Below are 25,938 nucleotides of genomic sequence, written 5' to 3'. Positions count from 1 at the left end.
TCGGGGATCTTCGGGGAGGAAGTCACCCGCACCGGCCGGGGGTCTGATTAGCGCTGGTTGAGGGGGCGTGCACGACTCGCAGTCGGTGCCGTCGTGCTCGGACCGCGCGTGCCCGGGCGCTGCCGTTGACACGTCGTGTGGGACGGGAACGCGCGCGAGGCATGCGGTACACGGCATGCCGGCGGGTTGTTCGAGTTGTTCCAGCTCGCCCGGTCCGAAGCGGGCGCCACATGCCGCGACCAGTTCGTGAGGCTCTGGGCTGTCCGGGATCGGGAAGAGGTGCGCGACGCGTTTCGTCTCGCCGACCGTGCCGGGCAGAGGTCGGGCGATCACCAGGCGAACCGTCATCGACGGGCCGCCGGAACCCGAGGCCAACCGTGGGCCTCGTTCATGATCACGCGCTCGCGCACAGGGTGCCGCCAGAACCGAAGTCGGAAGCGTCGCACTGCACGGAGCCGGTGTCTACGGGTGGTGTTCATGGCGCACCTCCTGGGTTCGACTGGCAGCGGGCGGGACGTCGCTTGCGGCAAAGCCTGGCGCACCACGCCGCACAATTCAAGCAACTTCTCGCAATTCGCGCACAGCAACGTCCGATCGGGCTAGCGTGATCACGCAGAGTCAACGGCTAGTCGGGAGCTAGCCACGATCGGCGGGTGGCATTGTGCGAGAATTGCGCCGACGATGTAGGGCGTTGACCACCAGGGAGGAAGACATGAAGGTCACGTTCCTCGGCACCACGTCCGACACCGGCAACTGCCCCACCGTCTACGAGACCGACCGCGACACCTACCTCGTCCAAGGCGCCCGCGTCCTCGACGAGGAAGCACTCGCCGAGCTGCGCATGCGCGGCAACGGCATCCCCGACCACGAGACCGTCGTCGAGATCCCGAAGGAGCTCGTCGCGTTCTTCCCGGAGCGGCGATGAACCCGGCCGACCAGCTCAACGACCTGTTCCGCTCGTTCCGCATCTCCTCCTGGCGCTGGGAGTGCCAAGGCGACTACGCGGTCGACGAGGCCGCCCTCCGGCGCTGGCGCAACGGCCAGCCGGACGACCCTGCACGCAAAGCGCCGTGGCTCGCCTACATCCGGGACATCACCAGCCGCGGCGTGCGGTTCGAACGCGTCCGGATGCTGACGGAACCGCTCACGGAGTACCTGCGCTGGCTGCTGGAACAGACGCAGAGCAACATCGACGCCGGCGAGGACATCCGGTGGATCACCGAGAGCCAGGCACACGAGTTGCGGGCGCCGGACTACGACTTCTACCTGTTCGACGACGAGCGCGTGGCGATCATGAGGTTCGGCACCGACAAACTCCTCGCCGACCTCGAGGTCAGCACCGACCCCGCGGTCGTCGACGAGCACCGGCGGTACCGTGACCTGGTCTGGCCAGCCGCCGTCAGGCACGCCGACTACTACGCCACGAGGAGCCCTTGACCGAGATCAACGAGCGGCGGCTCGCATTGGGAGACGAGCTGCGTCTCCTGTGCGAGAGCGCGCACGTGTCCGGGAAACAGCTCGCGGAGAAGCTGGGCTGGCACCCGTCGAAGATGTCGCGGATCTGGTCCGCGAAGCAGGCCGTGTCGGACCGGGACCTGATCGCGATCGCCCGCGGCCTCGCCCTACCGGAGGGCAAGCTCGAGGAGTTGCGCGCCGAGCTGCGCGCGATCCGGCTGGACGAGGCCCGCTGGAACCGGCAGCTGCGCGGCGGGCACAGCCCCGTCCAGGAAGCGGTTGCCGTCAGCGAGCAACAGGCGGCCACCATCAGCAGCTTCGCGCTGACCCTGGTCCCAGGGCTCGCGCACACCGCCGACTACGCGCGCTGGGTCTTCCGGTCCCTGAGCGCGCTGCACGACTCGCCACCCGACACCGAGGCCGCCGTCCGTCGCCGGATGGAGCGACAGCACATCCTGTACGACGAGAGCAAGCAGATCGAACTGCTCACGACCGAACATCCGTTCCGGTACCCGGTCGCGCCGGCGGCGGTGATGCTCGCCCAGATCGACCGGCTACTCGCACTCCAGGGCATCGTGAGGTTCGGGATCATCCCGGCCGGGCGGCCCCTGCCGGCCGCGGTGGCGCACAGCTTCGTCGTGCGCGACGAGACGGTCGCCGTCGAGTTGGTGCACACCGAGGTCGTCACGAGCGACCCGGGCGACGGCGCGCTCTACCGGAAGTACCTCGACGCGCTGTGGGCGCAGGCGGACGAGGGCGACGATGCGCGGGCGTTGCTCAGCGAGTGGGCGCGCGAGTTCCGACGCCGCGGTTAGGCCCTGAGCCAGCTGAACGAGGCGAAGATCGCTTCGCTGACCGGCTGCGTCTGGTGGGTGCCCGCGTTGCCGCCGGTCATGTTGATCGCGATGGTGTCGTTGACGTCGAAGCGACGCTCCACCGAGCAGTTCACCTTCACGACCGCGCCGTTGACGGTGGTCCGGCCGTTGTTGTCGGCGTAGCGGATCGAGTTCGAGCCGGCCACCGCGCCAATGACGAGGAAGACTTCGGCCTCACCGGTGAAGGTGCCGGTCTGCACGCGCGTGTTGGCGGTGGCGCGCCACCAGCCAGCGCGTTTGACGGTCCAGACGGTCTTGGCGCTGTTGAGTACGAGGTCTTCGGTCTCTTCCTGGGCGAAGTCCCACACCATCGCGTTCGTCGAACCGCCCGCCAGGTTCGTCTGCGGCGAGTTCTGGATGTAGCGGGCAGTGTGCGAGTCCTCACTCCCGCCGCTTTCAAGGGTTTGGAGGCGCGCTTCGTGGTCGTCGAAGTTGTCCTTGACCTTCTGACCGAAGCCGCTGCGCGGGATGAAGATCCCGTTGATGACCGACTGGTCGATCGGGGAGAACGCCATCAGGCCGCCCACCTTCCCACGTCCCAGCCGGAGTCGGGATCGTCCCAGACAGCCGCGCCGGGCTGGCCGAGCACGCGCAGCGTCAGCGTGTCGACCGCCCCGCCCGCGCCGGATTCGCGCCTGATGCCGATCACCTGCCCATAGATCGTTCCCGTGATGCCCTCGTCCGAGGTCAGCTTGAGGATGTCCCGCAGCTGTAACCGCGGGTCCGCGGTCACCCGGATGCCGTCGATCAGCGGCGCCGGTGTGGCGATGTCGTCCAGCAGCACCTGCCCGATGGCGCTGATCGTCTCCGCGGTCTGCCGCCAGTCGTTGTCCGGCAGGGTGAGCACCCGGTACCCCTTGGCGGCGATCTCGGCCTCGTTGCGCAGCTCGACGCGGGTGACGCTGCGTTCGGAGTAGCGGCGGCCGGCGATCTGCCCGGACACGCGGGTCGCGCCCTTGTAGGCGCCCCAGTAGATTTCGAAGGTGCCGCCGTAGCGGATGAGGTCGAACGAGCGCTGGTCGGCGCGGGGCCGCACCGTGTACCACCAGCCGTCGTGCGGGTTGACCGATGCGTCGATGCTGGGGTCGAACTTGTACACCGCGGACGCCTCGGTCTGGAGGGGACGGTCGGTGGTGTAGCCCGGGATGTCCGCGACGATCTGCCGCGGTTTGGTGTCGAGCGCGACCACTTCGGACAGGGCGATCTCGTTCCCGGCTGTGAAGTAGTTGGGGGTGTAGAACTGCTTGGCGTCCTGCGGCCGGTACACGATGTCCACGACCTGGTGCCGCATCGTGCCGGACAGCGACAACGCGTTGCGGTACTGGTCCACCGACGGCATGACCACGAAATCGAGCAGGTCGTCGTCGTCGATGACGCGGGCGTTCGCGACGTCCGCGGGGACGGTGTTGCGCAGCTCGTAGTGCGGCGAGTAGTGCACGGTGCCGTACTCGTCGGTGTAGAGCGCGCCGAACTCCGACGCCGCGACCTCCTTGAGCACGTCCCACGCCGGCTTGTCGTAGCGGTCCGGGATCCAGGACAGCTCGGACAGCGTCGGCGTCACCACCGACAGCGGTCGCCCGTCCCGAGTGGGCGGGTGTTCCTGGCCGGGCACGTAGTCGAGCGCGGTCCCCTGGGCGTGGCAGATCTGGAAGTGCTGCGTCGGGATGTTCGGGTAGAACAAGACCACGTTGGACACCGCGTTGATGCCCACGCTCGCGGCGTAGCGGAAGCCCGCGGCCGGCACGGTGGAGGACGTCGTCGCGACCACCGCGCCATCCACTCGGGACTGCGCGGTGATCGAGGAGTTGGTGAACCGGACGGTGGTGTGGATGTAGTGCCAGCCCGCCGGGAGCGGGGTCCGGTAGTCCCACATCCACGACCGGGTGCCGCTGAGGTTGGTGGACTCCTTGACCCGCACGTAGAACTGACCGTTGCGGAAGACGTGGAACGACACCCCGCCGGCGACGATGTGGTTTCCGGCGGTGTCGTAGTCGTCGTCGAGCTGCAGCGCAGCGACCAGGTAGTCCCAGCCGGTGGAGTAAGTCTCGGGCGTCGCGGTGATGACGGCCTCGCCGTTGGACTCGACCCACACGCCGACTGTGATAGTGGCCGGGCCTTGGCTGGTGGTGGCGGTCGGCACGAGCGCCACTGCGTTGGCGCGGAACCGGATGCGGGACAACCCGGCCCCCGTCGCCGGCACCGGGTTGTAGACGGTGGCGAGCCCGTACTTCCCGTCCTCCCACAGACTCGGCACGAGCGTGGAGAGGGCCTGCTCGTAGTCGTTCGCGTACTCGCCACTGTCCGCACAGGAGCCGTAGCCGAAGCTTGGCAGGATCGCCCCGTTGCAGGACACGTATGCGATCGCGTTCGGCGCCGTCGCCGGCCCCGAGGGGCGGCCGGCCTGCCGCAGCGCCTCCTCGACCACCCACGTCGCGGAGATCGGGCGCGCCGTGGGTTCGACTGCGACCTGCGCGTTGTAGATGTCCTGCGACAGCGCCCACAGCGGCAGGGTGATCGACCGGCCCTGGAGGTCCACGATGTCGGAGGCGTTGATCTTGACCTGCATGTTTGTGCGGTCGATCGTGAAGTCCCGCAACCATCCGGTGAACTGGCGCACGGTGATGTCCCCGGCCGCCGTGGCGATGGTGCGCGAGTAGCGCATCGGGACGCCGGTGATCTCGACCTCGAACAGCGGTGACGCCGTCCACCACGGCGAGAACAGCTGGTGCGCGGCGATCCCCTGCTCAGCCAGGTACGCGTTCCACGCCGCGTCGACGTCCGGGTCGCCGAACTTCGCGCCACCCAACGTCACCTGCAGCTCGGCAGACGACGCCCCCGTCAGCGTGTTCACCTGCTCCGGCAGATCCGACACGATCGTCGCCGCGGTGTCCGTGATGCTCGTGGCGAGGAACGACAGGTCGGACCAGGCGTGGCTGTAGGCGCCGTCGCGGTTCCAGTCGAACTCGAGCAGATCCTCGACCAGAACGTCCGGCGCCGCGACCGCGGCGGCCAGGTCGGTGTTCGTCGCGAGCTGCATCAGAACTGCTCCAGCAGATCCAGCGTCACCGAGGCCTCCGGCAGCTTCTCGATGACGGTCTCCGGGCTGCTGATCGAGAACGCGCCGCAGTGCTCACCCGCCGGCCAGTCCGCGCCGATCGACTGTTCGTAGGCGAAACACGCAGCGGGCACGGTCAGCGTGCCGGTGCCGGCCTTGACGAGTTTCGGGGCGGCCCACACGGCGCCTGTGGGTGCGACCCCGGCAACGGAGCCCGACCCATCGGTGATCGAGCTGATCACGGCCCCCGCCCGCGTGTGGAAGGTGATGCCGGCGGTGTGGCCGGTGGCGGCGTGGCGGAACGCGACGGTCATGCCGGGCGCGACTGGCCAGCGGCTCCAGACGGGGTGGACCCAGCGGAGTTCGGCCCCGGCCGCGCCGCCCGACCACAGGACCGACAGGTCCGGCTGCGCAGCGAGGGTGCCCGAGGTGGCGTCCCACTGGCGGGTCGGGCCGCGGCCGATCGATTGGTGCGGTGCCAGGTAGTTCCTGGTGGACGGCTCGACCACGAAGAACGGACCGGGCCCGTAGAGCTTCCGAGCGAGCACGCCGAGCCAGTCGGCGTCAGCGGCGGGAATCCAGGGCAGCTCCAGCGACCAGCGGCGCGGCGTGTTGCGGCGCGACGTGGTGCGGATCGCCCCGGACAGCGCGGCGTGCTCGACCTGCGGCATGAGCCACTGCTTGGTGAGCCCGCGTTTCGGGTTCCGGATGCGCCGGAGGTCCCACGGGTAGCCGATCCACACGCCCGTGATCGTCGCCGTCCGCTGTCACGTGCGGGAGTTCAGCAGGCGACCGCGGTCGTTCGCGCGGGCGATCTCCCGCCCGTCGACCAGCAGCCGAACCGGCGTCGGCAAGACCGGGCGCTTCGCGAGCGCTGCCATCTCGCCCGCCATGCTCGCGACCGCCCGCTCGATCGCCGCGACGCGGCTCAGCGTGGCCTGTGCCGCGGCCTGCGCGGCGCCCCCTGTGCTCGCGCCGCCGCGTGGTGCTGGGACGCGCGGCGCGGTCGCGGCGGCGACGCTGGCGCGCGACTGCTCGAGCGCGCCGAGGATGTCCGCCGTGTCGCTGGCGGTGTACACCATGCCGTTGCCGGGCATGGTCACGAGCTCGGGGCCTTCCTCGCCTACGAGGTAGGTTTCGCCGGCCTTGACCGGGCCGCCCTGGGCGCGTCCGCCGGACAGCAGGCCGAGGTTGTCCAGCGAACCCATCGACGGGGCGGGCAGGGGGTTCGAGATGACCTGGAAGTACCAGTCGTAGAACTGGGACACCGAGTTGTAGGCCGGCGTCGGGTCGACGGTGAACGTGGTGTTCTTGTTGCCCGGGATGCTGTTCAGGAACTTGTCGCGGTAGTCGGCTGTCTGGGTCTTCGCGTTCTCGATGCCGGGCTGCCCGATCAGGGTCATGACCTGCTCAGGGGTGAGGGCGTACTTGTTCAGCAGCTCCTGCATGGCGTCGCGGGAGATGCCCATCGAGCCCGCGAGGTCCATCAGCCGGTCGTGCTGGGCGGTGACGACGTCATTCGCGGCGGCCATCGCCGCGGGCACGTCCTGGCCCTGCTGGATCGCGTAGTCGTAGGCGGCCTGGGCCGCGGCAGCGGTGGTGCCGGCGATGCCGTTGATCGTGTCGTAGAGGCGCGAGCCGTTCTCAGTGGTCGTGTTGATCGAGCCGTTCGCATTGAGAAGTGCGTCACCCCAGCCCTTCGACTTGTCGATGGATTGTCCGAACAGGTCGACGAGGTCGCGGAACTGGTCGTTGGTCCGCTTCACCGCATCCTCGTAGGTCGGGGACTGGCCGGACAGCGTGCGCAGCATGTCGATGATCGCGTGGCCGCGCGTCGCGACGTCCTTCGACGTGTCGGCCAGCGTCTTGAAGTCCGCGTCGAGATCATCGGCCGCGTCCTGGGCGACCTTCTGCTCGTACGACATGGCCTTGGTGGCGTCGGCAGTGCTGTTGATCTCGTTGAACAGCGCTCCCAGCGACTCGGAGAAGTCCTCGGCCTTGAACCCACCCTCGTCCGCCAGGCCCATCCAGTACAGGAAGTCCTGGCCGGCCTGGCCAAGCCCGTCGGCGACGTCGTACCACTTCACCTTCATGCCGTCGAGCTGGCCTTGGATCGCGGCCTGTGCGTCCTTGTTACCGAGGAACGCGTCGGTGAGCTGGTCGAGGTTGATGCCGAGGTCCTGCGCGGTCTGGCGAATCGTCTTCTGCGAGTCGATCACGCCCTTGCCGCCGTACTCCTGGGCGGCCAACTCCCGGACGTGGTCGTTGATGACGCCGTTGTTCTCCCGGATCGCGTCCGTCAGCGTCTTCACCGAGGCGCGGTAGGTCTCGGTGAGCTTCTGCCCCTCCTGCTGCTTCTGCCCGAACATGGCCAGCGCGCCGGTCGCGATTCCGATCGTGAGACCCCACGGGTTGAAGACCGTGCCGATCATCCCGGACAGGCCGGCGCCCCACTTCTCGCGGGTGCTGTCCGCCTTGTCCATCTCGGCCTTGATGCCGCGGATCTGCCCGGTCACCGCGCCGAAGGTGACCTTGTCGATGAGCTTGAGCGCGGTCACGAACGGCAGCACGGCGCCCGCGATGCCGCCGAGCGCGGGCGCGATGGGCCCCAGCATGGCCATCAGCCCGTCGAGGATGTCCAGCAGCGTGTTCCAGGAGCCGAAGAACGACGGGAAGAACCCGGTCGAGAAGTCCTCGAGGAAGTCCAGGAAGTGGTGCCAGGTGTCGGCGAGCTGCTGCACGAACGGGGCGCCCTCGGTCGCCAGCTTGGCGAGCAGCGTGCCGAGCGTACCGAGGCTGTCGCGCCCGATCTGTCCGACCGAGCTGAGGATGTCGCCGTAGGCGTCCATGCCGGGGACGGCGTTGTCGAAGAAGTCGCCCGTGCCGTCGGCGAGGTCGCCGATCAGCTCGATCATGCCGTTCGTCGCCGGGCGCGCCTGGGCGGTGAAGTGCACCCAGTCGCGGGTGACGTCGACGACGGCGTCGCCGGAGGCGCGGACGAGGTCGGCGCCCTGGTCGAACGACGACCACAGGTCCGCCTGGAACCCAGGCGACTTCGCCAGGTCGGCGGCCTTGTCGGCGGTGTCGGACATGGCATCGCCGATGACCTGGATGCCGTGGGTGGCGACCGGTTCGAGCTGCTTGGATGCCTCCAGCAGGTTGGTGAACCCGGGCAGCGTCGCGGTCTGCACCTCGGCGCCGAGCCGGGTCGCCATGTCCTTCATGGACAGCAGCGTGTTGACGAAGTCGCGACCAGCCGGGGACAGCTTCGCCATCTCCTGGGCGAACTTCGACGTCTTCGCCGAGGATGCCTGCGCGGCGGCGGCCTGCTGTGCCTGCACGTCGGCGAGGCCCTGCACGGCGCGGGCGACGTTGCGGTCTGCGTCCTGCTCCCGCTCGCGCGCGTCGCTGATCGCCTTCGACGCGGCGACCTGGTCCCGCTCGGCCTGCTGCTGCGCGTCAGCCACGGCGCGCTGCGCGTCCGCCAGGCGATCGTTCGCCGCCTGCTCAGCCTCCTTCGCGGAGACGACCTGCTTCGATCCCTCGACACCGGCTGCCTGGGCTTCGGCGAGGTCCTGCGCGTCGCGGGCGTGCTCGCGCTGGGTGTCGCGGAGCCGTTCCTCGGCCTGCGCCAGGTCGTTCGCGGCGCGCCGCTTCTCCAGGTCGGTGGACAGGCTGTTGCTGTTGACCTCGTCGAGCCGCTTCCGTGCCTCCTCGACCGAGATCGCCGCGTCCTCCTCGGACAGGGCGTAGTCGGAGACCCGCTCGGCCAGGTCGTCCATGATCCGGGCGGCCTCGCGGCGGGCGTCGTTCACCGCTTCCGTCGCCCGGCGCGCGTCCTCAGCGGCCCTGGACTCGTTCCGCTGCGCGTCGGCGACCCGCTCGGCCGCGTCGACCGCGACCTCTCCCGCGCGACGCTCCGCCTCGGCCACGTCGTCGGCGGCCCGCCCGGCGGCGCGGCGCGCGTCCTCGATCGACTCCTCGGCGTTCCGGATCGCGATCGCGTTCGACACCGCCGTCGCTGCTGCGCTCGCGCTGGCGGTCTCCGCGGCCTTCTGGTCGTCGGAGTACGCCTTGAGCGCCTTCCCGGTCTGGAACGCCGCGGCAGCGGTGAGCCCGAACGCGCCGGCGAGCCCGATGAGCAGCGGCCCGCCCGCGGCGGCGCCGGCCATCGCCGCGGCGAACGCGGTGCCGACGCCCGACGAGATGATGCCGACCTTCGCTGCATCGCCCATCTGGCGGCCCAGTCGGGCGGCCTTTGCGGTCGCGCCGCCGTCCTCGACGTCGACGCCGAGGGTAAGGTTCTGGCGGCGCTGCTGCAGGCTGCGGAGCTTGGCCTCGGCCTTGCCGATCTCCGCGTCGACGTCGATATCGACCTTGCCGCGGGAGCCCTCCAGCTCGCGGATGCGGGCCTGCGCCTGCGCGATGTCCGCGTCGACCTGGACCACGGCTTCCTGGCGGGCCACCTCGTCGGTTCGGGCCTTGACCCGCTCCACGGCCTGCTTGAGCGGGGAGTCGTCGCCGTCGATCGACAGCGTGACCGAGGCGTCCCGCTTGAGGGCCTTGGCGTCCGAGCGGACGTTACGCGCGGTCGCACGGTATTTGCGGTCGTCGCCCTCGATGAGGGCGACGAGCTTCCCGACGTTCAAGGCCACGGACGCACAATGAGGTCGGGGTGTTACTCGCGGACGATCCCCAACTCGCGATCGATGTCCTCAATGGACGCGTCTCGCTCATCGTGATCCTGCCGCAGCTTCGTCCACAGGCGGGAGTTCGCGGGCAGGCCGAAGAGCCGGACGCAGAACCAGCGCATCGAGTAGCGCTGCAGCGCGCCCGGCTCCGCCAGGTCTACTCCGTAGTGGAGGTGGATTTCCGCTTCGATGAGGTCCCACTCGGCGAGGATTTCCGACCACGTGAAGCCGCCGCCCGCGAGCTGGCCGGCTTCTTCCGGCTCGATGAAGTCGGGGATGTCGTCGGCGGACTCGACGACGCCGAAGCGTCGGCCGGGGGGCGGCCCGTCGCCTCCCCGAAGTACAGGTCGAACAACCGCTGGGCGCCGGCCGGGCCGGTGGTGAACCAGGCGAACAGCACCTCGCCGACGTGCAGCATGTCGTCGAAACTGAACCCGGCCGCGGCGAGCACTGGGCGCTGGTCGCCGATCAGGTCGAGGTAGGCGTCGATGGTGCTGTCGTCCCCGCTCTCGCCCTCGTACGGGACGTCCTTGAGCGTGTAGGACAGGCCCTCGCGGCGGGCCTTGGCGGCGCGGCGGTACTCGGCGTTGAGCCGCATGAGCTGGATGCCGCGTTCCATCGGCACCGAGGCTCGGGCGAAGGTGAAGGTGGTGCCGCGGATGGTGAGTCGCGCGGTCTGGCCGTTGGTGTCGGCTTCGAAGTGGTCGAGCTGGGGGAAGGTGGTCACGGTCCTGGCGCTCCGTTACGGGGTGGTGGTGTGGGTGTAGGGGGTGAGGGCGCCCGACCCGGTCAGCGGGCAGTTGAACGGGGTGACGCCCTTCACCCCGCCGCCGGTGCCGGACCAGTTCGCCGTCGCGCGCCCCTGGTAGCCCTTGTTGTTGTCCGTGCGGTACATGCGCACGTCCACGTAGGCGTCCGAGCCGGTCGACAGGCCCTTCGCCTTGAGCGCGTCCTGGCCGGGGTCCTCGATCGGCTCGTCGTCAGGACCGGTGTAGCCCTCCCAGCCCTCGATGTTGACGTTCCACGACCGGAAGGTGGTGAGCGAGTCGGCCCAGCCCTCCGAGTCGAAGTCCGAGACGTCGACCTCTTCGGGGGAGACCTGCAGCTCGACGGTCGTCAGGCCGCGAACGGGGGTCCACACCGGCGTGTCTTCGGTGCCGGTGTTGATCTCCAGCCGCTGGAACCGGACCGCGCGCTTCTTCAGCGGTGCCGGCTGGGTGGGTGTGGTCACGGTGATACCTCCGGGAGTGTCTTGACCTGAAACGACACCGACCACCGTGGCCGGCCGTTCTCGTCCGGCCCGAGGTTCACGGGCGCGGATTCGTTGGCGTCGCACGAGAAGATGTGCTGCTCGTGCTCGGTGCCTGCCGCCCACACGACCGACGCGGTGTCGCGCAGGTCGCGCCGGATCGCTTCGGCAGCGTCGTACCCTGCTTCGTGCCCGGCGTCCTTCGCGGTCCGGACGACGATCTGCAGCTCGGGGTTGTCGTAGCCGGACAGGTCGTCGTCGGGCGGGAACGAGGGGTTGGGGTAGACGCACACCGCTTCGTCCGGTGTGGACGGCATGTCGACGACGAAGCCCCGGCGCGCGGAAGTCGGGCCTAGCTCGCCGTAGCGGGCATGGCCCAGCGAAGCCACATGCAGAGCCGCCGCCTTCACCAACACGTCATGAGCGTCGTCTGCACGTGTCACCAAACCGCAATCCGCTAGTCCGGGAATAGGGGAATTCCCCAAAATTGAGAATTCTCAAAACGCGGGATGTTGCGCTATGGTTCGTGTTGCAGGTTGAACCTGTCGTCATTCCGGAAATGTTGACATGTCGGACGTGTTGTCATGTTGGCACTGCATGCGAGAAGATGACGGAAGCCCGCGTGAGGCTGAGGATGTGGGGCCTGGAGCCGCCCGTAGAGACGGCCCCAGGCGGTGACGAAACTATCGCCGGTACAGCGCTCCTACCAGGGCAAACACCGGTGCGACAGTCACCAAGATCCGGGTGGCTGTGGTGTGCACGTGCACGGTCACAGCTATCCGGATCTCCTGCGGCTTACGCTTGCGCGTCATCGCCTAACCTCCTTCCTCTTCCTCGACAGCTGCCCGAGGAAGAGGAACGAGGCGTAGTTGTGACTTTAGCGTGTTCCATTCCGGCTGTCTCGTAACACCGGCATCCAGACCACAGAATTACTCGGTCTCGGTTTGGATGGCCTGCGCGATGTGCTCCTGGTAGCGGCCCGAGTTCGCCCGGAGCGGAGTCGCGAGGTATTTCGCGGTCCGGCCGTCCTGATGGCGCCACGTCGTCTCCTCGTGCTGCCGCACCGCGTACGCGGTGTCGTAGGACACCGCGCCCTGCACGGTCGGTCCGCTGGTGTCCATCGACGTCTTGGCAGAGCGGGACAGGTCGCCCTGGTCGTAGGGCACGAGGTTCTGCGACTCGCGTTTGAGGTCTTCGGTGACCTCCTGCACCCCGCGCACCAGCCCGGCGCGGATCGCGTCGTCGAACGCGTCGAGCGCCGCGTCGAAGTCGTCGGCCATCAGGACACCGACACCTCGTGATGCAGCACCGTGCCGTCGAACCACGTCGCCGTGTCGACCTTCTCCACTCGCCGCCAGTCCGGCGCGTCGCCGCCCTTCGCGAGCAGGTCACCGACCTTCGGGTCCAGCGCGGCCGGCGCGTAGATGATGCCGGTGAGCGTGACGACACGGCCGTCGGCTGTCTGGATCTGCGAGGTGGTGTCCTCCCACCGGGCGTACCCGGCGACGGGCGGGCCGTACTCGGGGCCGTCGTCGCCGTCGCCGAGGCTGGGGCGGATGAGCACCGGGTTCGGGGTACCGACGAGGGACAGCAGGCTCACCATGCGGCCACGCTCCCGCCGAGCATGCCGGCGGCCACGAGCGCGTCGATCGTGTCGAGCGACAGCCGGTTCTCGACGTCCATTGCCCGCTGCGACGCGCCGGACGACCCGGAGCGGGACGCGCCGGACGCCGACAGGGTCTTCGTCGAGATCGACCCGCCGGCGCGGAGGACGTCGGCCATGCCGCCGAGTGCGCCGTCGAGCGCGGCGCGGTCCGCGGCCAGCTTCCGGGCGTGCTTGATCTGCTCGGCCACGGCCGCGATCACGTGTGCCCGCACCTCGGGGTCCTCGGGGCGGTCCTGCTCGTTGAGCGCGGGGAATCGCACCACCTTCGCCGCCAGCAGACGGGTGACGCGGTCGATGTCGCGCTGCAACTGGTCGTCCGGGTAGCCGTCCGGCAGCTGGTCGACGTCGAGGTAGGTGCGCACTTCGTCGGGGGTTGCCCAGATCATCTCGTCATCTCCTCACTGGGACATCCGTTGGCGGTGTTGCCCGCCTTCCACTTCCACCCGGTGGCCGAGTCGATGGCCGCGGTGGCGATGTCGACCTGCGCGACGGGGACGGTTACGGGTCCTTCTGCTCGGTGCTCTCGTCGGTGATGACTCCTCGTTCGGCGAGCGCCGAGGCCAGCGACGCGACGGCGTGTTCGAGGGCGTCGAGTCGCGCGTCGATGTCGACGAGCGCGTCCCGGAGCCTGGGCACGTCGTCGATCCGGACGTACCCGGCCGCTGTGTGGCCGCTCACTCGAACGTCTCGCCGGGCGCGAACCGCAGACCGTCGGCCGGCGGCTTCGGGTCCTGAGGGATGGTGACGGAGCCGTCCGGGTTCTGCGGCGCGTAGGTCGGTGGCTTGGCCGAGCCGAGCAGCAGCGTGGTCAGCCAGGCCGGGAGCCGCGGTTCGACCCAGCGGACGAACGCGTACACGGCCGCGAGTGCGACGAGGCTGGTGACTTTGCCGCCGAGCCCGGTCAGCCAGTCGGTCACGAAGGCCGGCAGGCCGAGCGACACGAGCCAGGCGACCAGCGTGGCCCACGCGCCGGGGACGACGGTACGGATGATCGAGGTGAGCTTGTCGCTCATGGGATTCTCCTTCGGCCAGGCGCGGTGTTGGCCCGGCATCAGCCGACGCCCATCGTGGATTCGCCGGTGCACGACACGATCAGGCGCATGAAGGCCACGTCGTCGGCGATCTGGATCGGGCCGGGCCGGTCCTTGTGGAAGGTGCCGCGCAGGTCCGGGTAGCCGTGGTCGCCGACGCGGCCGTAGTCCGGCTTGTCGCTGTTGAGCGGGGTCCGCTTGATGTACGCCACGTCCAGGATCTCGCCCTGGTGTGGGGTGCCGTCCGGCTTGCTGTCGTTGATCTCCCACCAGAAGAAGTGGGGCTTGCCCGCCATGAACAGGCGGACGAACATGCGCTCGCCAGCGGGCAGATCCTTCTGCACGTCATCCTCCACAGGGGTTGCTGACGGCACGACGCTCGCGCCGCCTCCGAGCCCGAGCAGTCGGGCGAGGTCGTCCCGGGAGCCCCGGAACGCGTTGAGGTCCAGCGGCTGGTAGCCGGCGACCCGGCCGCTGCTGGTGAACTGCAGGATGGCGACGCCGAGCCCGCCGTAGCCGTCCCAGTAGTGCGCCGGGACGTCGGCCCACTCCTCGGCGAGCGTGCCCACCTGCATATCCGGGTAGCGGCTGGACCACAGCGGCGGCAGGCCGACCAGTGACGGCGAGCCCCACGTCTGCCAGTACCACTTCGGCAGGTAGATGATCGGCACGACGTAGCCGAGCCGGCGGAGGCCGTTGATGACGGCCCACGTCAGCTCCAGCGACGGCGCCGAGACGATCCTCCCCTGGTTGTCCTTAATGGACTCCACGTCCGGAATGATGGGCACCCGCTTGGGTACGGTCTTGACGATCAGGTCGATGTGTTGCTGCGCCGTGGAACGGGAGTCGATGAACCAGTAGGCCGCGTTGAGCATGCCGACGTTCTCGGCGATCGCCAGGTTGTAGGCGAAGTCGTCGTCGACCATGAACCCGCCCTGGCCGGCCTTGTGGATGCAGAACTCGACGCCATCGCGTCGCGCCTGGGACAGGTTGACCCGCCGGTCCTGGTGGTGGCTCTGGTCGAGCCCGAACGTGATGACCGCCATGCCCGCTACGTTGCGGGCCCGCTGTCACCTAGTCGGCTTGGCTGGCGGCGTGGGCTCGGTCGGCGGCTGCGACGTCCCTGGGTCGATGCATGCCTTGCCCTGGTAGGTCGAGCCGTTCGGCGCGGTGATCAGCGCGTCGCCCAGCTCGTAGCCCTCCGGGCACGTCGGCCCGTCCTTGCCGTCGACGCCGTTCGTGCCGTTCGCGCCGGCCGGGCCGCGGCAGGGTTCGCTCGGCTGACTGCAGAACGCGGCGACCTGCGCGAACACCTGATCATCGGACAGCGGCGGCGCGTCGTCACCGTCCTTGCCGTCCGTGCCATCCTTCGGGACCGGGATGCGGGTGAGCACCTGCGCGACGATGGCGTCGACGTTCGGGGTGGAACCGTCAGGACCGCGGCACGGGGCGGACGGCTGGCCGCAGTAGTCGAGCACCGCGGCGCGGGCGGCCTGCCGCACGGTGGCCGGGTCGACGGTCGGGGCGGGCGCGGCGGTGTCCGGGCCGGGCTTCACCTCAGCGGCCTGCTGGCACGCGCGGCCCAACTCGGCCGCCGCCTGGCCGCCCTTCGCGCACGCCTCCGCGACCCGGTCAGCGAGGGACTGCGCCTGCTCCTCGACAGCCGCCTTGTCCGTCGTGGTCGCGACCTGCGCCCACACCACCCAGCCGGCCGCCGCGAGCGCGAGCACGGAGATGATGAGAGCAAGGATTGTCGTCCTACGCATCAGGCGGCCTGATCTGTCGGAGCGCGGCGGCGAGCTGGTCCTCGGTTCGGCGGCGGAGTTCTCGCTCGTCGTCGAAGCGTTTGTCGAGGGCGTCGTACTTCTCTCGGAGTTCGGCGACATCCGCCTTCACCTCGGCCAGTTCGGCATCGTGCGCGTCATTGATGCGGGCGAACTCGGCGGCGTGCGCCTCCCGCATGCGGTTGATCTCGTCGGCATGGCGCTTCTCACCGGTCAGCCACAGCCGGGTCAGGACGGCGATGATCACCAGCAGAATCCCGGCGCCGCCGTAGGTGGGCAGGGGGCCGAGGTCGCTCAGGTCCAACGGTCATTCTCTGTCGCGCGAGGAGGAGACAGCAGTGTCAGCGGCGTCGTCCGGCTCGACGGTGTCGGCGGGCTCGTCCTGCTCGTCGGCACCCGGCGCGGGCACGTCGACGTAGCCGAGCCGCCGGTACACGGCTTCCAGGCCGGACCCGGCAGAGGCGTAGTGCGGGTGACCGCCCACGCGCTGCGCTAACCACGGCATGCGTCTTCCTCCGTCTCCATGATGACAGGGTGGGAACCCCCGGTGCGTGACCACCTTCCCCAGGCGATCCACCACCACGGACCTCACGCCCGGGGGTTCCCGGCTCCCTACTCGGCGAGCTTCGCGTCGATCCGCGCGCGCAGCTCCTCGGCCGTGCCGGAGTCGTCAAGCTCCAGCTCGCGGGCCTGCGCCTGCAGCTCGGCCTGCTCCTGCTCGGCCTCGGCCAGCCGCTCGACCAGCTCGTCCTTGTTGCCGGAGACCGGCTTGCCGAGGGCTTTCAGCGCCTCCTGCAGCTCGGGCTTCGACCGCGGATCCTCGGCCGGCTTACCGCCGTCCGGGTCCTGCTCGTTGTCCTGCGCGCCCTGCGGGGTGAGGCCCTGCGTGGTCTCGGCGTAGCCGACGTTGCCGTCGTCCATCTCCGGGCCGCGCTTCGATGCCTCGACCTGGCGGGCCTGCGTGTGCCGTCGGTACAGCATCGGCGTCAGGCCTGCGGGGCGAACTTGGCGACGCCCTTGCGCCGGTTCGGACGGAACACGCCGTAGTGCACGTTGGTCGTGATCACGTTCGAGCGGGCGAGGATATCGCGGTCGGTCTCGACGATCGGGCGCCGCTTGTACGCCAGGATCAGGCTGTTCCGGCGGATGAGCAGCGCGCCGGTCGTGGCGACCCGGTTCGACACGAGGATCGGCACGCCCCAGAGGGAGCCGATCGCGCCGTTGAAGAGCGTGGCGTTCGCGCCGGCCTTGTCGCCGGTCTGGACGCGCTCGTCCTTCATGACCTCGATCTGCTCCTTCGGCGAGATCACGACGCCGGCGAAGGCGTCGGACCACTCGCCCTCGTCCAGCTCGCCGAACGCGGCGATGCCGTCGAGCATGTTGTCGACGGTGAACGGGACTGGGGTGGCGCCGCCGACCGTGACGAGCCCGTTTCCGGGCGAGGCGGCGACGGTCACGAGGTCGTTGTCGATCTTCTGCGCGACGCCCTGGGTGAGCTGGCGGCGCGCCTCGCGCTCGGGGTTGCCGACCGGGTAGAGCCGCGCGCGGTCGGTGAGCTCGACGCCCTTCGCGGCTTCCTTGATGGTCATCGACTCTTCGTCGGTGTCCATCTTGGTCGGCACGATGACGTCGGTCTCCGCGATGTCGGCCGCGTCGCCGATGTACTGCCACCACGGGTACTTGATGCGGTCGCCGGGCTGGCCTTCGAGTCGGGTGTCGACGTTCGCGAGCGGCGCGAACCGGATCGCGTTGGGGATGTCAGCTTCGAGCATGTCGGCCCAGACCTCGGGGATGATCGGTTCGAGGTCGGCACTCGTGGTCTGCGCCACGGGGAATCTCCTTCGGACGGACGATTCGCTCGTCTGCGCCCGAGGGAGTGCTCGGGTACTGCTCCTCCTGCGCTTGCGCGCCCCGTCCCGTTTACCGCCCGTCGGCGCCCGGTGGAGTAGCCGGGGAATCCCTCCGGATGTGAAGGTGGCCGGACGGTGTCACCGCCCGGCCGCGCGTCACTTCTTCGCCTCGGCGGCGAGCTGCTTGTACAGGCCCTCGTTCTCCCTGTACAGCTTCGTGCGCTCGTCGACGTCCATCGCCTTGAACTGCTCCAGCGTGACCGTCTGCTGCTGGCCGCCCGAGCGGTCCCCGCCGGAGGCGTTCGGCAGCGTGCCGCCCTTGAACTCCGGGTACTCCTCGACGCCCTTCTCGACGGCGCCCTTGATCGCGGCGGCGACCGCCTTCTCGTCCGAGCGGTCCACCCCCTTGAGCGCGCCCGAGATCTCGCACAGCTTCACGAACGCGTCGACCCGCTTCGGGTTGATCCCGGCGGCGGCGGCGAGCACCTTCGCCTCGGCTCGGTCCGCGCGCTCCTGCGCCTGAGTCGCGGTGGTCTGCGCCTGCTCGAGCGCCTTCGCCGGGTCGACCTCCTCGTCCGGGGCGAGCCCGAGTGCCTGGGCGATCTTCTTGTTCTGGTCGGCCTGCTTCTGCTGCCAGGACTGCTCGGCCTTGCCCAGCCGGTCGGAGATGATCCGGTCCAGGTCGGCCTGGGTGAACGTCTTGCCGCCATCGCCGTGCTGGCCGTCGGCGGGCTGCTGGCCCGTGCCGGCGGTGGGCTGCTGGCCCGCGGGCGGCTGCTGCTGCCCGTCGCCGCCGGCCGGGGGCTGCTGGACGTTCTGCTTGTCGTCGGTGGTCGCGCCGGTGCTGGTGGAACCGGCCGGAGTGGTGGTGGAATCAGTCACGGCGCCCACGGTGCGAGCGCCGTGTCACCCCATCAGCTCGTCGGCGTCGGGGATGCGCTCGGCTCCGACGGAGAGCTCGAGGCCGTGCTGCTGGGTGATGGGTACGTCGAAGGCGGTGCCAGCGTGGTCGGCGGGTTGCTCGTGCTGGTCGGCTGTGCACTGGTCGTCGCCTCGGGCGGCATCGTCGTACCGGGTGGTTTGGTGCTCGAGCGGGATGTCGAGGTCGTCGGCGGGGCGGTCACCCGCGTCACGTCGATTCGGCAGGACTGGTCGTCCGGCGAGCACTCGACGGTGCCGCTCACCTTGCAGGCGGTCAGCACGGCGGCGGTCGCGGCGACGGCGGCGATCAGGGCGCAGGTCTTCGTCTTCACCCGCCGATCGTCAGCGCCGAGTGTTACGCCTCGCGCCGAGAACCGTCCGGGCCGAGGCCCATGATCTCGCGAGCCCGCGCCTGGAACTCGTCCTCGGCGTCGGCCGACGGGTTCACATCCAGGTAATGCAGGTTGTAGTCCGACGGCGACTTCGCCCGCGCCCGTCCGCGATCGAACTCGGCCCGGTCGAGGTTGCGGCGCGCCCACTCCTGATGCCAGTCGGCCAGCTCGTTCAGCCGGCGCCGCTTCTCCGGCGACGGGGGCACAGCACGGCCGTCGCGAGCCATCACAACCACCGCCTTCCCTGCCAGTCCGAGCCGAGCATCGCCCGTTTGCCGATCCAGTCGTCCGACCCGTCCGTGCGGCCAGCCTGGCTGATCTCGTAGGCGGTCGGGTACTCATCGCTGCCGAACGGGTAGGTGTACGCCCGGTCCAGGATAGCTTCCGCCGCGGCGATTTCATGGCGCGCGCGGTCGCGCAGTTGCTCAAGCTGCTGGCGGCGCGGGCCGTCGACGTGTTCGCCGAGCTGGACCGTGATGTCGTCCATCGACCGGTGGAGGTCGCGCAGCTCGTATTCGAGCAGGTCAATGATGGTTTCGGCGGCCTCCGCGTCCGCGAAGTCGAAACCTTGCCGCGCCCAGGTGTAGCCGCCGACGTCGATGTCCGCGTGGACCTCGACGTACTCGACGCCGGACTCGCGGTACCAGTCGTAGAGGAACCCGTTGAACGCTGTCGCGAAGCCCTGGCCCTGGTACTCCGGCTCCAGCTCAAGGTAGTTGTGATCGACCCACAGCGTGCCGTCGTCCTCGCGGTAGAAGCCGCGCACCACGTACCCGGCTTGCATGCCGTCGGTGTGGTGAATGTTCCCGCCGATGATCAGCTTGTTGGTGCTGAAGCGGACCTCGTTGATGTCGACGAGGAAGTCGCCGAACTCCTGGTCCTCGAACACCGAGTAGACGTCTTCGCGGATGCGGTCGCGCTCGGCGTCGTCCGGGGACTCGCGCGGAATCAGGTCGTCGATCAGCGGGCGGCGAGGCTCATCCCGCTCGGGCTCGGGCGGGGGCGGAGGTGGCGCGGGTGGCTCGTCGCGGTCGCGCGGCGGCTCGGGCGGCCGGGTGTCGTCGACGGGGCGTTCGCGGTCGCGGCGGCGTAGCTGCCCGGTGGACTCGGTGTGCGCCTTGATCGCGGCTGAGTTGTCCCGGATCTCCTTGCGCAGCTTCCGGGCGGTGGCGTTGTCGCGCCCGAACTGCTCGGCCGCGGTCAGTCTGCGTTTCAGCTCGCGGGCCCGCCGCTCGAGCTGCCGCAGCTTCTGCTGCTGCTCGTAGCCCTCAGGATTCGCGTCCGCCTTCGGGACCCGGGTGAGCCCGGCCGCGTAGGGGTCGGCGCGGTGCGTGCAGTTCGGATGCCACAGCCCGGCCGCCCGCGCCTCGGCAAGCGGCGCCACCACCCGGTGACCGTCGACGCGCTCGCCGACCCGGCCGCCGGAGATCGACAGCAGCTTCCCTTCCCACGGCCGGCACATCGGGCACTCGCGCGGCGAGTCGGAGATGACGACCAGGTCCCGGCCCTCAACGACCATGCGATCGAGTTGGCCTTGCACCGCGGCGTGCCCGGCGACGGTCCGGCCGGCCATGCGGGCGTAGGTGTCGAGGTGCCAGCGGCGTCCCTGGTCGTCGAGGAACCGGTCCCGGCCCTGGGCTTGGAGCCGGTCGACGACCTGGGCGACCGCTTCGCGGCGGACCATCGTGCCGGTCTGCATCAGAAGCTCGGTCTCGACCACGGCCCGCTGGTACAGGTCCAGCTCGGCGCGCAGCACGGGCACGAACGTGCCGCGGAGCTGTCCGACGTAGCGTTGCGCGAGCGTCAGCACCTCGTCCGTGCGAGTCCGGATCGACGACACGTCGAGCGTGGTCGCCGCCCGGCGCCCGAGGTCGTACGCCTCTTCCAGGGCGCGGCGCGCCATGCCCGGGGTGTCGGTGTCGAGGCGCTGCACGATCGCCAGCAGCTCGTCCCGCACCGCGAGCACTTCGCGGCCCTTCCGCTCGGCCCAGCCGTCCTCGGTGATGCCGCGGGCGAGCCGGCGGGCAACGGCTTCGATCATGCGCTCTGCGGCGAGGTCCCACACGTCGAGCAGCGTCTTGAGGACCGCGGCGGCGTCGGCCGGGTTCACGCCCATCAGGGCCGCGACCGCCGCGCCCGTCGCCGGGCCCGGCTCAGTCACGACAGGTCTCGTAGAGCGCCCGGTTCCAGCGGGCGTCGGCGAGGGCGTTGTGCTCGTCCTGCTGCGAGGGCTTCTCCGGGCGCCCGGCCTGCTCCCACAGCTGCATCAGCTCGTGGGTGAACATGGGCATGCCGTCCGGGAGCTGCATCATCGTGCCGAAGAGCTGGCAGAGGGCGACGTGGTCGTAGGCGCCGTAGTAGGCCCACAGCTCGGGCTCGTCGCCTCCTGCGAGCAGGAAGTCACGGACCTGCAGGGCGATGGCGGCCCGTCGCCGCATCTCTGGAGCCTGCCAGTCCAGCCGTCCGAGCGGCCCCCGCCCAGCGCAGTGGAGGATCGCGTCGCCGTGCAGGCGAGGCAGAGACGGGACGACGTTGTCCGCGAGCCACTGGTTCCGGGTCACGATCCGCCACGGCGCCCACCAGCGGCGGCCCGCGATGCGCTTCCATCGGAAGTCGCGGTTCACCGCGTAGTACTCGCGGCCGTCCTCGCAGACGATGCCGATCGAGATCAGCTCGATCGTGCGGCCGTCTTCGAGGAACTCGGTGTCGTAGAAGTACCTCACGCCTGCGGCTCCTCGTCGTCAAGCTGGTCGGGGGTCTCGAATCCGCTCGGCGCCGGGGCGGTCGCGCGCTCGGCCTTGATGCGGCCGACCTCTTCCTTGACCTGGGTGTCGTCCCAGTCGGGGTGAGCCATGCGCACGGCGATCTCGGTCGACATCGCCTCGGCCATGCGGAGGGTGTTGATCGTCTCCGCGGTCTCCTTCGGATCGGACTGGTCGGTGTCGCGCCAGTCCAGCTTCGGCCGCTCGGTCGGCCGCTCTCCGCCGAAGTCGGTCGCGGCGATCAGCATCAGCGTCTCGGCGGTCCGCTCGATCGCGCTGCGCGCGTACCGGCGCTTCCGGTTCCGCGTGGTGTACGTGCGCCGCTCCCGCAGCCGGCGCGAGGTGCCGGAGATCTGCCCGTCGACGTCCTGGCCGAACGTCTGCGGCGCGTATCCGGCCCGCGACACGATCTGCTCGACCAGCGCCATCGCGGTGTCGGCGTGCTCCTGCACCCGCAACTGGAACTGCACGTGCGTGATCGGCGTGACCTTCCCGCCGTCGTCCGGCGGCAGGCCCGGCAGCGGGGTGAACACCTTGGCGTCCTCGTCGAACACCTTCGTCGGGGTGCCGCGGCGGAGGCGACCGAAGAACCGGTCGGTCGCGGTCTGCACATGCCCGGTCGACCGCGGCGCCGGCGCGATGCCGTCCAGCATCTCGGAGGACACGATGACCCGGCCCTTGCCGAGGTCGAGGTCCCGCATCCACGAGTCCCACGTCGTGTCGAGCATGTCGAGCGCCGACTCGATGCCCTGCAGGTCGGACCGGCCGAACGGGAGCCGGTCGAGCGGCTGCGGCAGGTCGTTCGGGATGTAGTCGACGAGCAGGCCCCCGTCCGGCCGGATCGGGGTGGTGTCGATGAGCCCGCCATCCTCGCCCGCGGCGAGCGGCGCTGTCTCGGGCTGGTCGGCCAGCGCCACGGCGCGGCCGATGTTCGTCGCGGTGCCCTTCCACAGCTCGTGCCGGATCTGGCCGCGCTCATGGTGCTCCAGCCACCGCCACCAGAACCCATCCCGCTCGCCCAGCTCGGTCACGAACGTGACCTGCCACAGCATCCCGAACCGGAACTCGGGCAGCGCCTCGTCGACGGGGACCGCGGTCAGCAACGGATGGTTCGCGACAGCCTTGTCCCACGCCGGCCGCAGGAACACCCCGCCGAGCGCGGCGTCGACTTCCCCGGCTTCAAGCAGGGAGTTCGTCCACCCGATGTCCTGCGCCAGCTCCTCCCACGAGTCCTGCAGCGGGCCGAAGTCGAGCGCCTGGGTGTCGCCGAACACCAGCTCGGCCGAGGTGCGGGCGATGTCCGCCGCCAGCGGCAGATGCACCTGCCGGTCCTCGGGGTGCCGGTCCCGCTTCGCCCAGTACCCGTTCGGCGCGGTCGCGGGCGCGTGCTTCCGCAGCTCGTCGAAGTCGCCGGACCACCAGGCACGCCACGACGGCCAGCGCTTCCGCATCTTCGCCGCACCGGGCGGCGGCCACTGGGAATCCGGGCGAATCAGCACCGCGCGAGCGTCGCCGCACGGTGTCACGCGGTAACGGAAAGCGGCCGAACGCGACATACCCGATCGAGACGAGGCAACAGGGGGACCCGATGAAACTCAGCCGGCGCGAGATTGCCATCTTCGGCATCGGCGTAATCGTGGCGGGTGCGGTGATCGGGGGCGGCATCGCGCTCTTCACTTCCGGTCACGATGAGCCGGCGGCCGCCTCGCCGCCGACTCAAGCGGTCATGCGGCCGTCGACCACGGCAGCCCCCGTGCCGACCACCACCAGCACCACGACGACGACCAGTTCGTCGGTGCGGCCCAGCAGTACGACCACCACGCCGCGCTCGGAGTACCCGAAGTTCGTGCCGAAGAGCCAGGTCGACCACCGGTACACGCAGTGGGTCGAAGGTGACCGGATGGTCATGCTTGCCCCCGGCGTCTACGCGGAACCGCCACCGGACGGCGTGCTGGGCACGCTCGACGACTACTCCGCCTACCTCGGCAACTGCACGGCCATTAAGCGGTACTCCGAGCTTCACCCGGGCGGCTCGACATGCTGGGGTTAGGCCGCGGCCGCGAACTCGTCGTCGGCCGCGAGGTCGGGCAGCCACCCTCGCCATACCGGCGCTGAAGCCATCACCCCGTACCGGAGCGCGTCGGGGCCGTGGTCGTCCGCCTTGACCGGGCGTTCTTCGCCGCGCTGTAGCGCGGCCTCGTCCCACACGTAGCCGCACAGCTGGTCCCACAGCACCGGGCAGCGTTCCCGATCGATCACCAGCCGACCGCCGGCCAGCAGCGACGCGGTGTTGCGAATGCCGACGTCGACCCGGTTGTCCGCCGAGCGGAGCCCGGGCCAGCCGTCGGCGCGCATCTGGGTTCGCAGCGACGCGGCCGAGGGGTCGAGCACGGCGAGGGTGGGGATGTCGCGGTCGTAGACGAGCGGCCCGGCCCACGCGGTGAGGCGCTGCGAGATCGCGGCGTCCGTGAGCTGGCCCTTGGCGCGGCCGTCGTGCACCCACTCGGCAACCGCGTGGAGCCGGTCGTCAGCGAGGACGAGCAGCACGGCGTGCGTCGGGTTCGAGGTGCCGTAGTCCGCGGCGATCCATGCCCGCTGCCACCGCTTCGGGTCCGGCGCGGGCGCGGTGTGGAAGTCCTCGTCGAGCATGTCGTAGATCGCGCCCTCGGCTGCGACCCACAGGCCGTTGATGAACCGCTTGTACCAGAGCCCGGTGTACTCGGCCTTGAGGCTCGCAACGTAGGCGGGATCGAGAGACGGGTTGTCGTCGAGCTGGAAGTGCACCGCGAACAGGTCCAGCTCGGCGGCCCGGTCGAGGAACTTCTTCTTCAGCCAGTGCGCCGGGTTGTCCGGGTTCGTGGTGGCGAACAGCTTCGCCCCCGGCACCGACAGGCGGCCGAGGGTCTGCGACCAGAACGCCTCCGGGAACAGGGTGGCCTCGTCGACGTAGGCGCCGGCGAGGGTGAGGCCGCGGATCTTCGACTCGGCTTTCGCGTCGTTGGCGCCGATCACCTCGACCTGCCGGCCGAGGATGCGGCAGACGTTCGCGCCGCGGGTGTAGGTGATCGCGGCGGGGTGCATCGAGGCGATGACGTCGAGGACGTTGCGGGCGATGGTGTCTTTGGTCTTGCCGAGCACGGCGAGCGGGCCGGGCGGAGCGTTGCGCACGTACAGCAGCCACCGCAGGATCGAGGCGATCGTCTTGCCGGACCGGATGCTGCCGTGCCAGATGTTCAGCCGGCGGTCGGCGTCGAGGATGCTGTCCTGCTGCTTGATCGACAGCCCGGGACCGGTCACTCCTCGCCCGCCCGGCTGGCGGCCTCCCTGCGCAGGCGGGCCTCGCGCAGCCCGGCTTCGATGTCGTCGAGGATGCCGGATGCCTGCCCGGCGCCGGCGAGGTCGGATTCGAGGCGGGCGAGTTGGGTGGCTGAGGTGGTGAGGTTGGAGACGGCCTGGCCGATGTTGCGCCAGTCCTCCGGGCCGTTGTCGACCTCTTCGACCTCGGCGCCGATCATGGTCTTCACGACGACGGAGTGTGAGTCGAACCGGCGGGCCAGGATCTCCCGTGCGGCCTCGAGCGATTCGAGTTCGAGGGCCTGGCGATGCTCGGCGACGCGGGCGGCGTTGCTGGCGTTGGCGGCCTCGGTGCGGGCGGTGCGGTCCTCCCAGAGGTGCGACAGGCCAGCGTCGCGGGCGACGTTGTAGATCGTGCCCTTCGACACGCCGAACTGCTCGGCGAGCGCCCGGTGTGAGGGCGGGCCGTCGTCGGCGAGCATCGCTTCGATGATCGCGGCGCGCTGGTCTTCGGGGATGGTGGGCACGTCCGCAGCGTGCGCGGGTCGTGTCACGCACAGGCTGGCGTTAGCCGTGGGTGCGGCGGGCGACCTTCTTCGGTGATCGGCGGCGGTAGTCGGGGTTGTGGCCGGGTGTGCCGGGCAGGCGGCCTTGGTCGTCTGGGAGGAGTTCGGCGGGCCCGCCCCACTGCCATCCGTGCCACGGGATGAGTTCCCAGGTCAGGATGTCGTCGCCGAGCACGCGGCGCGCGTGGTCTTCGTTCTCGAAGTAGCGCATCTCGCCGGTTCGCCGGTGCCTCGCGTTCATCGTCGTGATCGACGCCATCCGCGCTGCCCTCCTGCTGCCCTCCTGTGCGACTGCGCCGGTTCGGGAGCTTCCCCCTCCCGAACCGGCGCCACCGCGACGGTAGAAC

The 25,938-nt window shown here is 69.8% G+C and carries 32 protein-coding genes; 5 read left to right on the top strand and 27 right to left on the bottom strand.

Annotated elements, in window-relative coordinates:
• Positions 1 to 712: 712 nt before the first annotated feature.
• The 3 genes from FB470_RS09865 to FB470_RS09855 are packed head-to-tail and all read left to right on the top strand — an operon-like array spanning position 713 to position 2,270.
• On the top strand, positions 713 to 925 hold the full coding sequence (locus FB470_RS09865; protein ID WP_306990585.1) for a hypothetical protein: 213 nt from the start codon (positions 713 to 715) through the stop codon (positions 923 to 925).
• Positions 922 to 1,437, top strand: coding sequence for a DUF6879 family protein (locus FB470_RS09860; protein ID WP_306990584.1), 516 nt, complete (start codon positions 922 to 924; stop codon positions 1,435 to 1,437). The genes FB470_RS09865 and FB470_RS09860 overlap by 4 nt, the downstream gene beginning before the upstream one ends.
• A complete protein-coding gene (locus FB470_RS09855) occupies positions 1,434 to 2,270 on the top strand; it encodes a helix-turn-helix domain-containing protein (protein ID WP_306990583.1) in 837 nt (278 codons plus the stop codon). Before FB470_RS09860 ends, FB470_RS09855 begins: the two co-directional genes overlap by 4 nt.
• On the opposite strand, the gene FB470_RS09850 is transcribed toward FB470_RS09855, so the two are convergent.
• The 19 genes from FB470_RS09850 to FB470_RS09760 all read right to left on the bottom strand — a co-directional run bounded on the left by FB470_RS09850 (position 2,267) and on the right by FB470_RS09760 (position 18,538).
• A complete protein-coding gene (locus tag FB470_RS09850; protein WP_306990582.1) occupies positions 2,267 to 2,857 on the bottom strand; it encodes a hypothetical protein in 591 nt (196 codons plus the stop codon). The genes FB470_RS09855 and FB470_RS09850 overlap by 4 nt on opposite strands.
• Complete coding sequence (locus FB470_RS09845; protein ID WP_306990581.1) at positions 2,845 to 5,367, bottom strand: hypothetical protein; 2,523 nt, start codon at positions 5,365 to 5,367, stop codon at positions 2,845 to 2,847. The genes FB470_RS09850 and FB470_RS09845 overlap by 13 nt, the downstream gene beginning before the upstream one ends.
• A complete protein-coding gene (locus tag FB470_RS09840; RefSeq protein WP_306990580.1) occupies positions 5,367 to 6,128 on the bottom strand; it encodes a hypothetical protein in 762 nt (253 codons plus the stop codon). The genes FB470_RS09845 and FB470_RS09840 overlap by 1 nt, the downstream gene beginning before the upstream one ends.
• Before the next feature lie 24 nt (positions 6,129 to 6,152).
• The gene (locus tag FB470_RS09835) at positions 6,153 to 10,040 is read right to left on the bottom strand and encodes a hypothetical protein (RefSeq protein WP_306990579.1); all 3,888 of its coding nucleotides are present in this window, start codon (positions 10,038 to 10,040) and stop codon (positions 6,153 to 6,155) included.
• Positions 10,041 to 10,233: 193 nt separating this feature from the next.
• Positions 10,234 to 10,803, bottom strand: a complete 570-nt coding sequence (locus FB470_RS09830) for a DUF7426 family protein (RefSeq protein ID WP_306990578.1) — start codon at positions 10,801 to 10,803, stop codon at positions 10,234 to 10,236.
• A 15-nt stretch (positions 10,804 to 10,818) separates the two neighbouring features.
• Positions 10,819 to 11,307, bottom strand: a complete 489-nt coding sequence (locus tag FB470_RS09825) for a phage tail tube protein (protein WP_306990577.1) — start codon at positions 11,305 to 11,307, stop codon at positions 10,819 to 10,821.
• On the bottom strand, positions 11,304 to 11,741 hold the full coding sequence (locus FB470_RS09820) for a minor capsid protein (RefSeq protein ID WP_306990576.1): 438 nt from the start codon (positions 11,739 to 11,741) through the stop codon (positions 11,304 to 11,306). The genes FB470_RS09825 and FB470_RS09820 overlap by 4 nt, the downstream gene beginning before the upstream one ends.
• Positions 11,742 to 12,254: 513 nt before the next feature.
• Entirely contained in the window at positions 12,255 to 12,605 is a 351-nt protein-coding gene (locus tag FB470_RS09815; protein ID WP_306990575.1) for a minor capsid protein, read from the bottom strand.
• The gene (locus FB470_RS09810; protein WP_306990574.1) at positions 12,605 to 12,928 is read right to left on the bottom strand and encodes a hypothetical protein; all 324 of its coding nucleotides are present in this window, start codon (positions 12,926 to 12,928) and stop codon (positions 12,605 to 12,607) included. Before FB470_RS09810 ends, FB470_RS09815 begins: the two co-directional genes overlap by 1 nt.
• A complete protein-coding gene (locus tag FB470_RS09805; RefSeq protein ID WP_306990573.1) occupies positions 12,922 to 13,377 on the bottom strand; it encodes a hypothetical protein in 456 nt (151 codons plus the stop codon). Before FB470_RS09805 ends, FB470_RS09810 begins: the two co-directional genes overlap by 7 nt.
• A gap of 112 nt (positions 13,378 to 13,489) precedes the next feature.
• Positions 13,490 to 13,669: a hypothetical protein gene (locus tag FB470_RS09800; protein ID WP_306990572.1), complete on the bottom strand. Its 180-nt coding sequence runs from the start codon at positions 13,667 to 13,669 to the stop codon at positions 13,490 to 13,492.
• On the bottom strand, positions 13,666 to 14,004 hold the full coding sequence (locus tag FB470_RS09795) for a hypothetical protein (RefSeq protein ID WP_306990571.1): 339 nt from the start codon (positions 14,002 to 14,004) through the stop codon (positions 13,666 to 13,668). Before FB470_RS09795 ends, FB470_RS09800 begins: the two co-directional genes overlap by 4 nt.
• 38 nt (positions 14,005 to 14,042) lie before the next feature.
• Positions 14,043 to 15,068, bottom strand: coding sequence for a glycoside hydrolase family 25 protein (locus FB470_RS09790; RefSeq protein ID WP_306990570.1), 1,026 nt, complete (start codon positions 15,066 to 15,068; stop codon positions 14,043 to 14,045).
• 24 nt (positions 15,069 to 15,092) lie between these two features.
• Positions 15,093 to 15,788: a hypothetical protein gene (locus tag FB470_RS09785; RefSeq protein WP_306990569.1), complete on the bottom strand. Its 696-nt coding sequence runs from the start codon at positions 15,786 to 15,788 to the stop codon at positions 15,093 to 15,095.
• On the bottom strand, positions 15,781 to 16,110 hold the full coding sequence (locus FB470_RS09780; RefSeq protein ID WP_306990568.1) for a hypothetical protein: 330 nt from the start codon (positions 16,108 to 16,110) through the stop codon (positions 15,781 to 15,783). Before FB470_RS09780 ends, FB470_RS09785 begins: the two co-directional genes overlap by 8 nt.
• 3 nt (positions 16,111 to 16,113) lie before the next feature.
• Positions 16,114 to 16,311, bottom strand: a complete 198-nt coding sequence (locus FB470_RS09775) for a hypothetical protein (RefSeq protein ID WP_306990567.1) — start codon at positions 16,309 to 16,311, stop codon at positions 16,114 to 16,116.
• A gap of 107 nt (positions 16,312 to 16,418) precedes the next feature.
• Positions 16,419 to 16,787, bottom strand: coding sequence for an SAP domain-containing protein (locus FB470_RS09770; RefSeq protein WP_306990566.1), 369 nt, complete (start codon positions 16,785 to 16,787; stop codon positions 16,419 to 16,421).
• A gap of 5 nt (positions 16,788 to 16,792) precedes the next feature.
• Positions 16,793 to 17,635 (bottom strand): phage major capsid protein, encoded by an 843-nt coding sequence (locus FB470_RS09765; protein ID WP_306990564.1) that lies wholly within the window; start codon positions 17,633 to 17,635, stop codon positions 16,793 to 16,795.
• Positions 17,636 to 17,812: 177 nt separating this feature from the next.
• On the bottom strand, positions 17,813 to 18,538 hold the full coding sequence (locus tag FB470_RS09760) for a hypothetical protein (protein ID WP_306990562.1): 726 nt from the start codon (positions 18,536 to 18,538) through the stop codon (positions 17,813 to 17,815).
• A gap of 84 nt (positions 18,539 to 18,622) precedes the next feature.
• Here FB470_RS09760 and FB470_RS09755 point away from each other — a divergent pair, with 84 nt between their 5' ends.
• Positions 18,623 to 18,973 (top strand): hypothetical protein, encoded by a 351-nt coding sequence (locus FB470_RS09755; RefSeq protein WP_306990561.1) that lies wholly within the window; start codon positions 18,623 to 18,625, stop codon positions 18,971 to 18,973.
• On the opposite strand, the gene FB470_RS09750 is transcribed toward FB470_RS09755, so the two are convergent.
• From FB470_RS09750 to FB470_RS09730, 5 genes are all read right to left on the bottom strand, one after another.
• Complete coding sequence (locus tag FB470_RS09750; RefSeq protein ID WP_306990559.1) at positions 18,933 to 19,196, bottom strand: hypothetical protein; 264 nt, start codon at positions 19,194 to 19,196, stop codon at positions 18,933 to 18,935. The two genes, FB470_RS09755 and FB470_RS09750, sit on opposite strands and share 41 nt — an antisense overlap.
• Positions 19,196 to 21,130: a phage minor capsid protein gene (locus FB470_RS09745; RefSeq protein WP_306990558.1), complete on the bottom strand. Its 1,935-nt coding sequence runs from the start codon at positions 21,128 to 21,130 to the stop codon at positions 19,196 to 19,198. Before FB470_RS09745 ends, FB470_RS09750 begins: the two co-directional genes overlap by 1 nt.
• The gene (locus FB470_RS09740) at positions 21,123 to 21,692 is read right to left on the bottom strand and encodes a 3'-5' exoribonuclease domain-containing protein (RefSeq protein WP_306990557.1); all 570 of its coding nucleotides are present in this window, start codon (positions 21,690 to 21,692) and stop codon (positions 21,123 to 21,125) included. Before FB470_RS09740 ends, FB470_RS09745 begins: the two co-directional genes overlap by 8 nt.
• Positions 21,689 to 23,230, bottom strand: a complete 1,542-nt coding sequence (locus FB470_RS09735; RefSeq protein ID WP_306990555.1) for a phage portal protein — start codon at positions 23,228 to 23,230, stop codon at positions 21,689 to 21,691. Before FB470_RS09735 ends, FB470_RS09740 begins: the two co-directional genes overlap by 4 nt.
• A 217-nt stretch (positions 23,231 to 23,447) precedes the next feature.
• Positions 23,448 to 23,639: a hypothetical protein gene (locus FB470_RS09730; protein ID WP_306990554.1), complete on the bottom strand. Its 192-nt coding sequence runs from the start codon at positions 23,637 to 23,639 to the stop codon at positions 23,448 to 23,450.
• Between FB470_RS09730 and FB470_RS09725 the strand changes: the two genes are divergently transcribed.
• A complete protein-coding gene (locus FB470_RS09725; protein WP_306990552.1) occupies positions 23,632 to 23,781 on the top strand; it encodes a hypothetical protein in 150 nt (49 codons plus the stop codon). The genes FB470_RS09730 and FB470_RS09725 overlap by 8 nt on opposite strands.
• On the opposite strand, the gene FB470_RS09720 is transcribed toward FB470_RS09725, so the two are convergent.
• The 3 genes from FB470_RS09720 to FB470_RS09710 are packed head-to-tail and all read right to left on the bottom strand — an operon-like array spanning position 23,778 to position 25,850.
• On the bottom strand, positions 23,778 to 25,028 hold the full coding sequence (locus FB470_RS09720; RefSeq protein WP_306990550.1) for a PBSX family phage terminase large subunit: 1,251 nt from the start codon (positions 25,026 to 25,028) through the stop codon (positions 23,778 to 23,780). The genes FB470_RS09725 and FB470_RS09720 overlap by 4 nt on opposite strands.
• A complete protein-coding gene (locus FB470_RS09715; protein WP_306990548.1) occupies positions 25,025 to 25,552 on the bottom strand; it encodes a helix-turn-helix domain-containing protein in 528 nt (175 codons plus the stop codon). The genes FB470_RS09720 and FB470_RS09715 overlap by 4 nt, the downstream gene beginning before the upstream one ends.
• 40 nt (positions 25,553 to 25,592) lie before the next feature.
• Positions 25,593 to 25,850 carry a hypothetical protein gene (locus FB470_RS09710; protein WP_306990546.1) on the bottom strand — a complete coding sequence of 86 codons (258 nt, stop codon included), beginning with the start codon at positions 25,848 to 25,850 and terminating at the stop codon, positions 25,593 to 25,595.
• Positions 25,851 to 25,938 lie beyond the last annotated feature (88 nt).

The sequence above is a fragment of the Amycolatopsis thermophila genome, from assembly GCF_030814215.1.
Taxonomy (GTDB): Bacteria; Actinomycetota; Actinomycetes; order Mycobacteriales; family Pseudonocardiaceae; genus Amycolatopsis_E; species Amycolatopsis_E thermophila.
This window is presented reverse-complemented; position numbering and strand designations above follow the sequence as displayed.

Coding starts and splice junctions, on each gene's coding strand:
- FB470_RS09785 (WP_306990569.1), bottom strand. CDS start 15,788: ATGCGTAGGACGACAATCCTTGCTCTCATCATCTCCGTGCTCGCGCTC.
- FB470_RS09860 (WP_306990584.1), top strand. CDS start 922: ATGAACCCGGCCGACCAGCTCAACGACCTGTTCCGCTCGTTCCGCATC.
- FB470_RS09795 (WP_306990571.1), bottom strand. CDS start 14,004: ATGAGCGACAAGCTCACCTCGATCATCCGTACCGTCGTCCCCGGCGCG.
- FB470_RS09790 (WP_306990570.1), bottom strand. CDS start 15,068: ATGGCGGTCATCACGTTCGGGCTCGACCAGAGCCACCACCAGGACCGG.
- FB470_RS09750 (WP_306990559.1), bottom strand. CDS start 19,196: ATGGCTCGCGACGGCCGTGCTGTGCCCCCGTCGCCGGAGAAGCGGCGC.
- FB470_RS09775 (WP_306990567.1), bottom strand. CDS start 16,311: ATGCCGTGGTTAGCGCAGCGCGTGGGCGGTCACCCGCACTACGCCTCT.
- FB470_RS09865 (WP_306990585.1), top strand. CDS start 713: ATGAAGGTCACGTTCCTCGGCACCACGTCCGACACCGGCAACTGCCCC.
- FB470_RS09810 (WP_306990574.1), bottom strand. CDS start 12,928: ATGGTGAGCCTGCTGTCCCTCGTCGGTACCCCGAACCCGGTGCTCATC.
- FB470_RS09805 (WP_306990573.1), bottom strand. CDS start 13,377: ATGATCTGGGCAACCCCCGACGAAGTGCGCACCTACCTCGACGTCGAC.
- FB470_RS09845 (WP_306990581.1), bottom strand. CDS start 5,367: ATGCAGCTCGCGACGAACACCGACCTGGCCGCCGCGGTCGCGGCGCCG.
- FB470_RS09725 (WP_306990552.1), top strand. CDS start 23,632: ATGGTCATGCTTGCCCCCGGCGTCTACGCGGAACCGCCACCGGACGGC.
- FB470_RS09770 (WP_306990566.1), bottom strand. CDS start 16,787: ATGCTGTACCGACGGCACACGCAGGCCCGCCAGGTCGAGGCATCGAAG.
- FB470_RS09730 (WP_306990554.1), bottom strand. CDS start 23,639: ATGACCATCCGGTCACCTTCGACCCACTGCGTGTACCGGTGGTCGACC.
- FB470_RS09710 (WP_306990546.1), bottom strand. CDS start 25,850: ATGGCGTCGATCACGACGATGAACGCGAGGCACCGGCGAACCGGCGAG.
- FB470_RS09815 (WP_306990575.1), bottom strand. CDS start 12,605: ATGGCCGACGACTTCGACGCGGCGCTCGACGCGTTCGACGACGCGATC.